At 48.7% G+C, this 12244-nt stretch carries 9 protein-coding genes; all 9 read right to left on the bottom strand.

All coding sequences use genetic code 11. The annotated features are described in order from the left end of the window. Positions 1-55 precede the first annotated feature (55 nt). On the bottom strand, positions 56-1009 hold the full coding sequence (gene fmt / locus NSB28_RS18125) for a methionyl-tRNA formyltransferase (protein WP_109747909.1): 954 nt from the start codon (positions 1007-1009) through the stop codon (positions 56-58). Positions 1010-1046: 37 nt separating this feature from the next. Beyond that, entirely contained in the window at positions 1047-1526 is a 480-nt protein-coding gene (gene def, locus NSB28_RS18130) for a peptide deformylase (RefSeq protein WP_109747908.1), read from the bottom strand. 63 nt (positions 1527-1589) lie between these two features. Then, positions 1590-3812 (bottom strand): replication restart helicase PriA, encoded by a 2223-nt coding sequence (priA, locus tag NSB28_RS18135; protein WP_109747907.1) that lies wholly within the window; start codon positions 3810-3812, stop codon positions 1590-1592. Positions 3813-3821: 9 nt separating this feature from the next. After that, on the bottom strand, positions 3822-5291 hold the full coding sequence (locus NSB28_RS18140) for a UDP-N-acetylmuramoyl-L-alanyl-D-glutamate--2,6-diaminopimelate ligase (RefSeq protein ID WP_109747906.1): 1470 nt from the start codon (positions 5289-5291) through the stop codon (positions 3822-3824). Positions 5292-5543: 252 nt separating this feature from the next. Beyond that, complete coding sequence (locus NSB28_RS18145) at positions 5544-6512, bottom strand: acetylxylan esterase (RefSeq protein ID WP_109747905.1); 969 nt, start codon at positions 6510-6512, stop codon at positions 5544-5546. Between the two features lie 11 nt (positions 6513-6523). Then, a complete protein-coding gene (locus NSB28_RS18150; protein WP_109747904.1) occupies positions 6524-8782 on the bottom strand; it encodes a glycoside hydrolase family 95 protein in 2259 nt (752 codons plus the stop codon). A 6-nt stretch (positions 8783-8788) separates the two neighbouring features. Then, positions 8789-9619, bottom strand: a complete 831-nt coding sequence (locus NSB28_RS18155) for a carbohydrate ABC transporter permease (protein ID WP_109747903.1) — start codon at positions 9617-9619, stop codon at positions 8789-8791. Positions 9620-9631: 12 nt separating this feature from the next. Continuing rightward, entirely contained in the window at positions 9632-10513 is an 882-nt protein-coding gene (locus NSB28_RS18160) for a carbohydrate ABC transporter permease (protein ID WP_109747902.1), read from the bottom strand. A 118-nt stretch (positions 10514-10631) separates the two neighbouring features. Further along, positions 10632-12017 carry an ABC transporter substrate-binding protein gene (locus NSB28_RS18165; RefSeq protein WP_109747901.1) on the bottom strand — a complete coding sequence of 462 codons (1386 nt, stop codon included), beginning with the start codon at positions 12015-12017 and terminating at the stop codon, positions 10632-10634. Between the last annotated feature and the right edge of the window lie 227 nt (positions 12018-12244).

Genomic DNA, 12244 nt, shown 5'->3' on the forward strand with positions numbered 1-12244 from the left:
AATAAATATAACCTTTCATGCAGGCCTGCGTAGGCCAAGCGGCAGCCGGCTGAATTTATTCCAGTACAGTGCCTGCCTCTACATGATACCCTCTCAGGAAAGCATCCGCGCTCATCCGCTTCTTTCCCTCCGGCTGGAGTTCCTTCACTGTAAGATACCCTTTCCCTGTCTTTACCTTGAAATCCTTTTTTGTGACCTCTATGACAGTGCCACAGGCTGTTTCCCCATAAGAACTGCCATCTCCGGCTGCTTCCTCCCCTACATCAGCAGACCAGATTTTTAAAGTCTTTCCATCCAGGCGGGTATATGCGCTGGGCCACGGATTCAGCCCTCTGATAAGGCGTTCTATGCTGGCTGCATCCCGGGTCCAGTCAATATGGCCCTGATCCTTTTTCAGCATGGCAGCATATGCCGTAGGCGATTCTTCCTCCTGCTTTTCATAGACTGCCGTCCCGTCCTCGATCTTGTCCAGGGTCTCCAGCAGAAGTTCCGCTCCTGTCCGGCTCAGCTTATCGAACAGGCTACCTCCTGTTTCCTTTTCGTCAAGAGGTACCGCTGCTTTTAATATCATATCTCCGGTGTCCAGCCCTGCATCCATGCGCATAGTTGTCACGCCTGACTCCTTTTCACCGTCAATCACAGCCCACTGTATAGGCGCCGCCCCCCTGTACTTGGGAAGCAGGGAGCCATGCACGTTGATGCAGCCAAACTTGGGGATATCCAGAACCGCCTGGGGAATGATCTGTCCGAAAGCCACCACTACAGCCGCATCCGGCTCAAGCTGTCTGAATTGTTCTATAAATTCAGGGTCACGCACCTTCCTGGGCTGGAAAACAGGGATCCCTGCCTCCAGGGCCACCTCCTTGACAGGTGTGTACTGCATGGCCTTGCCTCTTCCCTTGGGCTTATCCGGCTGGGTAATGACAGCCGCCACCTCATGCCGTGATCCTATAAGTGCCTTTAATGTCCCCACTGCAAAATCCGGGGTTCCCATAAATACTATACGCATCTTGCCACCTCATCTCTCTGATCATCTATCCTGATGTTTATAACTCTTCTTCCTCTGCCGGGGCCACGTCATATAGTTCGCCTTCCACATGCTCCACAAACATGATTCCGTCCAGATGCTCGCACTCATGGCAGATTGCCCTGGCCAGCAGTTCTTCACCCTCCACAATGATTTCTTCCATCTCTTCATTATAAGCCTTTGCTTTAACGTAATTCGGCCTTGTCACCTGTCCCATCTTTCCAGGGAGGCTCAGACATCCTTCAGAACCGCACTGTTCTCCTGAAGTCTCTATGATCTCCGGGTTGATCATGATGATCGGCCCCTCACCCACGTCTATCACAACGATCCTCTTGAGCACACCCACCTGGGGAGCTGCCAGCCCTACGCCCATCTCTTCATACATTGTTTCAATCATATCATCTATGAGCTGCCTGATTCTCGGTGTCACCTCTTTTACTTCTTTGCATTTTTTAGTAAGTACGCCATCACCCATAATCCTGATCTTCCGGATCGCCATTTTTCATTCCTCCATTATTATCTTCTCATTTTTAATTATTTATGACTGTTGTAACTTAAATAATTACTCTAATTCAAACTGTATATTGATTGTTTTATATCCCTGGTTCATCTCTATATATTGTTCTACCCTGTCCTTGACCATAATCAGCATTTCCCGCCTCTCATGCTTCACATAGAGTACTTTTCTGTACACATCGCTGATCTTGTAAACTGTCTCGTCAGCCGGTCCTACAATAGAGAGCTGGTTTTTCTTCCCTATCTGGTCCAGCAGCTTTTTCAGATACTCCATGGCCAGTTCCAGCTGCCCCTGATCTTCCGAAGTCCCATGTATGGCCATCATTCCTGACACCGGCGGATAGCCTGCCAGGCTGCGGAACAGTATCTCCTGCCAGTAAAAGCCTTCGTAGTCCTGGGAAGCAGCCGCCTGGACGGCATAATTTGAAGGGTCATATGTCTGGATGACCACCTCTCCCGGCCTCTCACCTCTCCCGGCCCTGCCTGCCGCCTGTGTCAGCAGCTGGAATGTTCTTTCCGCGCACCTGTAATCTCCGGCATGGAGGGAGAGATCAGCCGCCAGCACACCCACCAGGGTGACATTTGGAAAATCGTGCCCTTTTACGATCATCTGTGTCCCTATCAGGATATCCGCCTCCCTGTTCAAGAAGCTTTCCAGTATCTTGTCGTGGCCTCCCTTTCCCTTTGTCGTATCCAGATCCATACGCAGGACTCTGGCAGAAGGGAACTGCTTTCTTACCAGTTCTTCGATCTGCTGTGTCCCGGCTTTGAACCCTCTCAGAAAAGCAGAGCCGCAGGAAGGACATTTATGGGGGATCTCTTCCTCATATCCGCAGTAGTGGCAGACTAGTTTTCCGTTATTATGGGCCGAGAGCGATACCTCACAGTGGGGACATTTCAGCACATGCCCGCAGGAGCGGCAGGATAAAAACCCCGAATACCCTCTCCTGTTCAGAAACAGCATGACCTGCTCGCCGTTCTTAAGCCTGTCCTCTGTGAGTTCCAGGAGCCTGCGGCTGAATATAGACCTGTTTCCCGCCTTCAGCTCTTCCCTCATATCCGCGATACATACATCAGGAAGTTCTCCCTCCCTCACCCGCTTCTTCAGCTGGTAAAGGCTGTATTGTCCTTCCAGCGCCCTGTAGTATGATTCTACAGAAGGGGTTGCCGATCCCAGCACCACCCTTGCGCCTTCCATCTCCGCCCGGCGGATGGCCGTCTCCCTGGCATCGTACCTGGGTGTTGTCTCACTTTTATATGTACGCTCATGTTCTTCGTCAATAATGACAGCCCCCAGATTCTGAAACGGTGTAAACAGCGCCGATCTGGGGCCGATCATGACATCGATATCCCCATTTCTGGCCCTCTCGAACTGGTCATATTTCTCACCGTCTGAAAGGCGGGAATTTACTACGGAGATACGCTCCCCAAACCTTCTGTAAAACCGCATGACAGTCTGATAAGTCAGGGCGATCTCGGGTATGAGCATGATCGCCTGCTGACCGTTTTCTACCACATGGGCTATGAGTTCCATGTAAACTTCTGTCTTTCCGCTGCCTGTGACTCCATGGATCAGGCTGGGCCTGTCATCGCCCGCCTCCCATGCACGGATGATCCCCTCCGCCGCAGCCTGCTGCTCTGCGTTCAGGGATATATGCTGCCCTTCCGCCATTTCTCCCTTAAGAGGATTTCTGTAGACCTTTTCACTGCTGCAGACGATCACCTGCTGTTCCTCCAGGGCCTTTATTACAGCTGAAGTAATATTCAGGCGGCCGGCGGCCAGCTCATAGGGCAGCTCTGCATCCTCCAGCAGCGCTTCTAAAAGCCTGGCTCTCGCAGCCTGATGCTTTTTCCTGTAAAACTCCAGCTGGGACACTGCCTTTTCCCTGTCCATGATCAGGCGTATGCTTTTCTTTTCTCTTGCCTTTATTTTTTTCTTAACAGGTATCACGGTCTTTAACGCCTGTATCATTGCAGAGCCGTACTGCTCCCTGATCCATGCAGCCAGCCTGACCAGCCTGGACTGGGGGCCCAGCCCGTCCGTGACGATTTCCTGTATTTCTTTCAGTCTTGATAAATCGAATTCCGCAGTGTCAGTCAGCTTTATCACATATCCCTTGATCGTCCTGCTGCCCTTTCCAAACGGAACCTGCACAAGCATGCCCACCTCCAGCTTTTCCCTCAGCCGATCCGGAATAATATACTGGAATGTCCTGTCTAATTTTTCCTGTGTGATATCTACTATGATATCCGCATATAGCTTCTGCATTCTCCCCTTTCAGGCTCCCGCCCTGTCTTCCTTCAAAATCTGGGCAATCAGCACCCTCTCATCCATAGGGTGTTTTTTCCCCTCTATCTCCTGGTAGTCTTCATGACCTTTCCCGGCCAGCACGATCACATCACCCGGCCTTCCGTTGTGGATCGCATAGGCAATGGCCTCCTTCCTGTCAGGGATCCTGATATACTCACCCTCTGTTTTCTTTATCCCTGTCTCAATATCAGCTATGATATCATCCGGTTTCTCAAACCGGGGGTTATCAGAGGTAATGATCGTAAAATCAGCCAGCTGCCCGGAAACTTCACCCATCTCATATCTTCTTGCCCTGGACCTGTTGCCCCCGCAGCCAAACAGGCATACAAGACGCTTGGGCTGATATTCCCTCAGTGTGGTGAGCAGGCTCTTTAAACTCATGGCATTGTGGGCATAATCTATCATCAGCGTAAAATCATCTGACACCTTGATCATCTCAATGCGGCCCTTGACCTTGGCCTGTTTTAATGCCTGCCTGATATTGTCTCTGGATACACCGAAATGAAGGCAGATGGCAATGGCTGTCAGTGAATTATACACACTGAATTTTCCCGGGATGTCGATCTCCACATCCATATCAATGAGTCCGCTGGCTCTGTAAGACACTCCCAGGTAGCCCGGCTCCTTGACCAGCTTTACATCTGAAGCGCGCAGATCTGCATTTTCTGAAAAGCCAAATGTCTCTATTTTACATGTGTGCCCCTCCAGCACCTGATCCAGGTGCTTATCATCAGCATTCACGATACCGATGCGGCACTGCCTGAAAAGCAGGCCCTTGCAGGCCATATATTCCTCAAAGCTGGAATGCTCTGCCGGCCCTATGTGGTCAGGCTCAATATTTGTGAAAATACCTATCTCAAACTGGACGCCTGCCGTCCTGTGGAGCATCAGGCCCTGGGAAGAAACCTCCATGACAACGCAGTCACACCCTTCATCCACCATCTTTCTGAAGTATTCCTGGATGGTATATGATTCAGGTGTGGTATTGCTGGCCGGCATCACTTCATCCCCAATAATAGCCTCGATAGTACCGATCAGCCCAACCTTGTGCCCGGCTGATTCCAGGATAGACTTTACCATATATGTAGTAGTTGTCTTCCCCTTTGTACCGGTGATCCCTATCACCTTCAGCTGCCTGGCAGGATATCCGAACCAGGCGGCCGATATGAGCGCCATGGCATAGCGGCTGTCTGCCACTTTGATGACTGTGACATTCTCCGGCACCTCCACCTCATCCTGCACGATCAGGACTGATGCTCCCTTCTTTGCCACCTCGGCGGCATATTTATGACCGTCAGAGACGGCGCCTTTTATACAGAAGAACAGTGCTCCGTCCTCCGCTTTCCTGGAATCATTGACTACAGACCTCACATCCGTGTCAAGACTGCCCTGGACACATTCATATTCTAATCTTTCTAATAAAGCAGATAATTTCATTATGGGATTCCTCCATCTTCACTGCAAAATAAGCTATCAAATTTTTACAGTACATGCCTTCAGCAAACAGCAAAAGGCTGATCTGTAACCTACCCTTTAGGATATCATATTCACGGAGACATTTCAATAATCAAGAAATTTGGCAGGTGACGAAATTAAATTGAAATGAAATCAAAAAAACACCGCTGAAATAGTTGTTTTTATATTTCAGTGGTGTTTTATAATTTTCTGATGTCAGATTTTTCTGGTATTTTATCCTTCCAGCATTTCCATTAAAAACCTGAATGCCCTGTCTTCCTGCCCGGGCAGAAATTCATGGCCAAAATCAGGGTATATCTGAAGTTCCTTCGGGGCTGTGATGGCGTTATATGCAGCAAACTGGGTGGAAGGGGGGCATATATTATCCATAAGTGTTACAGCCATCTGTACTTTCCCCCGTATTCTGGGCGCCAGGTTATGGACATCTATATACCCCAGACGGCGGTAGACCTCTTCCTCCCTCTCATGCAGGGGATCAAAAAATTTAAAGTAGCTCTGCAGCTCTTCATAGGCATTCTGGGCCATGTCCAGCTCCCACACCCGCCTGTAGTCGGACAGAAAAGGATACTGGACGGCTGCTCTTGCAATACGCGGTTCCAGTGCCGCACAGGCCAGAGACAGCCCGCCTCCCTGGGATACTCCAAAAACCCCTACCTTATCTGCATCCACATCAGGCATATCCATAAGGATCCTGGCAAGCTCTGCGGCGTCCAGAAATATATTCCTCATCAGCAGGTTATCGGGCTCATCATCAAGACCCCTGATAATATGGCCATGCATGGTGTTTCCCTTTACCTGTCCTGTATCCTCCGATCTGCCTCCCTGTCCCCGGCAGTCCATGGCAGCTGTCACGAAACCCGCGCCGGCGTAAGAGAGCTTATCCGTCCAGTTTCCGCAGTTTCCCGTATATCCGTGAAAATTAACAAGCGCGGGCATCTTATCCTTATGCACCTTAGGTACCAGCACTTTTGCATGGATCCTGGCATTTCTTACACCTGTATAATACAGATCATAACAGTCTGCGGACGGCGCCTTAAAATCAGCGGGTATCCACTCCGGATCAGGATCTGTCCCGTCCAATTCCGCAAGCGCCCTCTCCCAGTACAAGTCAAAATCATCAGGCTTTGGATTAGTTCCTGTGTATTCCTTTAATTTTTCAACAGGCATATCTAAAATGGGCATTTTATTTCCTCCTATCTGCTGCCGCTTCGCAGTGAATATGATTTCAGTTTTCCGTCTTCCCAGTAAATATCAGCCGTCTGGCCGCCGCGGACTTTTAATCCTTTAACATGGCCGTTCTTCCAGGCCTTTGGCAGAGCCGGCAGCAGTTCCGGTTCTGTGAGATGGCTTTGTATGAGCATCTCTGCAATTCCCGCCGTAAATCCCAGATTGCCGTCAACCTCAAGGGGCATGGCGCAGAAAAGGCTGCTGTATATCCCTCCGTCATTGTAGGATATCTCATTTGAATTGGCCGGCTGAAGAAAACGCCGCACCTCCTCATATGCTTTTTCCCCATCTTTCAGCCTGGCCTGAAGGCATACCTTCCAGGCACGGCTCCAGGGTACGCTCCCCTCCCCTCTTCTTTCCAGAGCTCTCCTGCAGGCTGCGGCAAGCTTTGGCGTGTTTTCTGCTGTAATGGTATTTCCCGGATAAAGGCCATACAGCATAGAGAGGTGCCTGTGCTCCGGATCCTTCTCTTCAAAATCCTCATACCACTCCTGAAGCTGCCCGTACTTTCCTATCTTATATGGCGGAAGCTTTGAAAGAGCAGTTTTGACCTCCCTGCAGAATGACTCCTCCTCCGCTGTGAGGCTCCTGCACTTTTTCACATGGCCCGCGGCTTCCAGACAATTTCCAAACAGTTCACGCAGGATAGCATTATCTAATGTGCAGCTGTAAGTGATGCCATGACAGCCTCCGCCGTCCGCAAAGAGATTCTCCGGGGAGGCGGACGGGACTGTGAGCAATTCTCCATTACGCTCCACCAGCCAGTCCAGGTAGAACCTGGCGCTTTCCATGAGAACAGGCCAGGCCGACTGCAGGAGAAAATTCTTATCCGGGGTATAGATATAGTGGTTATAGATATGCTGGCAGAACCATCCGCCTGACATCAGCCAGAAGGACCAGGGCAGCACATCCACCTCCTTTTCTCTGGACCCCACAGCTGTAGTCTTCCTCCAGAGGTCTACGTTGTGATGGACTGCAAAGCCTCTACAGTGATAGTTTATCTCTGCTGTCTTCCTCCCTGCCTCTCTGATCTCCTCAATAAATTTCATAAGAGGACGGGCACATTCCGGGAGACTGCACACTTCCGCCGGCCAGTAATTCATCTGGGTATTAATATTTACTGTGTAGTTAGAACTCCATGGCGGCCGTATATCTTTATTCCAGATGCCCTGGAGATTTGCAGGCTCCGTCCCCTCTCTGGAGCTGGATATAAGCAGATATCTTCCAAACTGAAAGGCGGTAGCGATCAGCTCCGGGTCCTCTTCCCCCTCAGAAAATCTCAGCAGCCGCTTATCCATGGGCAGATCTTCGTTTTCAGAATGTCCCAGTTCCAGTTCCACCCTGCCAAACAGAGCTGTGAAATCACTTCTGTGCCTGTTATAAAGTTCCTTCCAGGAAAAACGCCCTGCCTTTTCCATATACTGCCTTACTTTTTCTTCAAAATTTCCCCGGGGCTTTACATCATATCCCAGAAAACTGTTGGCGCTGCTCAAAAGCAGGAGCGTCTCCCTGCTCCCTGTAACCCTTATGCCGTCCTCTTCCACTGCAGCACTTCCATCTGTCACTACCTTCATTCTCATCTGAAATCTGACAGCCGTTGTAGTCTCATAGTCTTCATAGAGGATGGGATATTCACCCGGATAGTAATCAGGTTCGACCACGGAAGGGCACCAGCCTGTAAGTATAAAGCAGTCCCCATCCTTTGTACAGAAAGAACGCAGCTGGCTGGAAAGGCAGAATTTCATGCCTCCCTCCAGGGTCTCTGATGACCTGATCCGAAGTGCCATCACCTGGTCAGGATATGAGCAGAAGCAGGTGCGTTCATAAGAAAATTTATCCGTCACAGCGCTTATGGATGCGGTGCCCGTGCTCAGGTTCAGTATTCTTTTGTATGCCATTATATTTTTTAATCCGGGAGTCTCTATATACAGATCTCCCATAGGCAGGTAGGATTCATTCCAGTTCCCCACCATGCGGCGGTTCAATATTTTCTCAGCTTTTTCATATTCTTTGTCAAATATAAGTCTTCTGACTTCCTCCAGATAGAGGTATGCATCGGGATCATTATAATCCCTCGGATATCCCGACCAGAGAGTATCCTCATTCAGCCAGATATGCTCTCTGTCAGTCCCTCCCAGAAGCATTGCCCCAATACGGCCGTTTCCTATAGCCATTCCTTTTTCCCATGCATCTGCAGGGGCTTCATAGTATAATTTATTTTTCATGGTATGTTATCCTTTTACGGCTCCGCCGATAGTCAGAGCTTTTTCTACTTGTTCGCTGAATATGGCATATATTATGATAGTAGGTATGCTTGCCATAACAAGACAGGCTCCCATAGCTCCCCATTCCGTAGAGTGCTCCCCTGTAAACGCAGCCAGCCCTACAGGCAGCGTCTTCACTGCATCATTGCTGATAAAGACAGAGGCTACTGTATACTCATTCCACACACCCAGAAATACAAAGGTAACGGCAGTGGCTATCGCCGGTTTCACAAGAGGCATGAGGATCTGGAAAAAGGAACGGTACACACTTGCCCCGTCAATAAATGCTGATTCCTCCATCTCTTTTGGCAGTGATCTGAAGGATGTGGCTATGATCATGCTGGCAAAGGATACATTAAAGGCAATGTAGGGTATGATCAATGCAAAATATGTATTTGACATATGGAGCTGGCGTACCAGAATGGCCAGAGGGATGATGATTACCTGGATTGGAATGAAAAGTCCCATCATCAGGTATGTGGCCGCTGTATTTTTCAGTTTCCAGCGCATCCTGGTAGTTCCGTATGCAAAGGGAACTGCCAGCACCATGACTCCCGCTATGGAGACAAGTGTGACAATAATGCTGTTTTTGTAGTAGCCCAGAATATTAAAAGCGCTGACTGCTGTCTTATAATTTTCAAACAGCGGATGTTCCGGGAAGCCGAACGGATTTAAAAAGAATATCTCATCATTTGTCTTCAGGGAATAAAACAGCAGGTAAATTAAAGGATAGATACAGACCAGGGCAAATAGAAGCAATGCCGCGGTTATGATCACTGTCTTTGCTTTCTGTTTCATCACGGTTTCCTCCTATAAATTATCTTCCCGTGAGGAGAAGATTTTATTGATTATGACTGTTGCCAGAAGGCATTGGAGTACCAGGATGATAGCAGAGGCACATCCATACCCAAACTCACCTATAGTGAAGGCATTGCGGAAGGTCATATATGTCAGCGTGTATGTAGAAGTGCCGGGACCTCCTTTGGTGAGCAGGTTCATGTGTGCGAAAGCATTCAGGCCTCCGGTGATGGCAAATACCACACACATCCTGTATGTATCCTTTAAAAGAGGAAGAATGATCCTTGTATTCACTTTCCAGTCTGATGCGCCGTCAATCTTAGCCGCTTCCAGATAATCTTCAGGGATGGCCTTTGCCCCTGCATAGATAATAGCAAACTGATATCCTGTATACTGCCACACATTGACAAATGTCACAGCAAAAATAGCCAGGTTCATATTAGAAAGCCAGTCCTGCCTGTAGCTGATTCCCAGCGCCTCAAAAATATTGTTAATAAGGCCAAACTCCGGATTGTAGATAGCACTCCACAGCTGACAGACTACTGTGACAGACAGCACTACCGGAATAAAAAAGGCTGTCTTAAAAAAGCGTTTGCCCCTGATCTTATGATTCATCATAGCAAATGTCAGGAGGGTGGCCAGCCCCACCTGGACTGTCACCAGAATGACGGCAAAGATCAGGCCGTTTTTGAGTGACTCATAGAACAGGTCATCTGCAAAAAGCTCTTTGTAATTTGCAAGACCTGTAAAAACTGCTGTATTCAGCCCGTCCCATTCAAAAAAGCTCCTGTAAGCAGTCTGCAGGATGGGATAAAATACGAATACTGTAAACACGATTATGGTAGGCAATGTAAAAAAACAGATTGCCTTTTTATTTCCCAGCATTTTGTTCATAGCGCTTCTCCTCTGATTAAGAGAGCCGCTGCATTTTTGGCAGCGGCCCTGTATTTCTCTATTCTGCGCAACTGTTCAGTACCTTCACAGTTACATGCACAGACCTGCTGAATAGTTACTATTCTACGGTCTTTTCAATGGCCTTATCCAGATTAGCTGTGAAATCTGCCGCGGATTCACCTACCAGGAATTTCTGCATCTCTTCTGTAAAAATAGTTGCAAATTTTGTATTTGGCAGAGTGTGCAGGAATTTTGTATCATAGGTATATTCATTCACTACACCAAGAAGCTTCTGTGAAATAGGATCAAGTTCATTGTCCAGGGTCAGAACATCTGATTTAAGCGGTGTAGTCACAAGTCCTTTTGCCTGATACTGGGCTGCCTCACGGTAATATCCAAAGAGGAAAGCGATCTTGGCTGCCAGTTCCGGGTCCTTTGCTGAAGCCGTCACTGCCATTCCATTTGTATCTCCTCCGCCTGTCATGCAGAATTCGTTAACTGCTTCACTGCCGGCGTCAGCTGTGGGATAGGCAGCCATGATATCCACTTTTCCTGCCATAGGCTCGATCACGTCACCTGTATACCAGCTGCCGTTTAACATCATCGCAGCCTTACCTTCTTTAAAAAGGGCTGAAGCAGTATCAAAATCTGTATTTGTAACTCCGTCCTGGAAAATACCTGCCTGTATCAGTTCTTCGATTTTCCCCACTGCTTTCTGGATACCCTCATCTGATGCCTTAACCTCACCCTTTGATAAGGCATAGCATCCTCCCGGCACCTCTTTTACTGCAAAGCTGTCAAAGAATGCACCTAACGGCCATGGCTCTTTTCCAAACATTGCCATAGGAATGATATCTTTTTCTCTGAATGCCTTCACTGCTGCCAGCAGCTCATCATAGTTTTCCGGGACTTTGATGTTATTTTCTTCAAAAAGCTCATTGTTATAGTACCAGAGGATCGGTGAGATACTGCCTATCTGGAAATGGTACATATGGCCGTCCGGGGCATAAAGGGTGTTCTGCATAATAGAGTCATTATAATAATCAGCAAGGCGGAACTTTTCTATGTATTCATCCAGCGGGATGATACTGCCGCTCTCCGCCAGCACACTGATCGTCCCTGAATCCACCATCAGGATCTCCGGCAGATCCCCTGTAGCTGCCCTTGTCTTGATGGTCTGTCCCCCATCTGAAGGATATGTCTCAAATTCCAGCGTCACATTGGGATATTTTTCTTTTATTTTTTCAGCCGCGTAGTCTGCAAAAACAGTATTATCCCCTCCATAATATGTGCAGACCCTGAAAACCGCCTCCGTCTCATCCACTTCCGGAGCCAGCAGATCCAGCGGGCTTACAGTCTGGGAAGCATTCTCCCCTGCCGCCTCTGTTGCCTCTGCCGCAGTTTCTGCAGCCGCCTCTGTGCCCTCTGACGCCTCAGCTGTAGCCGTCATACCCAATACCATAGCTGCCGCCATAGCCATACTCATCACTTTTTTCAGTTTCATGATTGTCCTCCTTTTGTCTATCCCTGTTTCTCACGGGCATCTCTTTGTTTTGATGGGTTTATTTTAGCATGTTCCTGAGGGGGACTACTAGGACTGAACGTGCATTAGGAGGGAAAAAACAGGACAAGCAGGTTAAAATTGCTGTTTAGATGATTAGGGGCGGGAGGGACGCTTTGCATTTTAGGCAGTGAATCAGCATGAGGGACAGGCGGGCGGGAGGATTCGTG

Origin of the sequence: Murimonas intestini (assembly GCF_024622195.1) — a bacterium.
Lineage (GTDB): Bacteria > Bacillota > Clostridia > Lachnospirales > Lachnospiraceae > Murimonas > Murimonas intestini.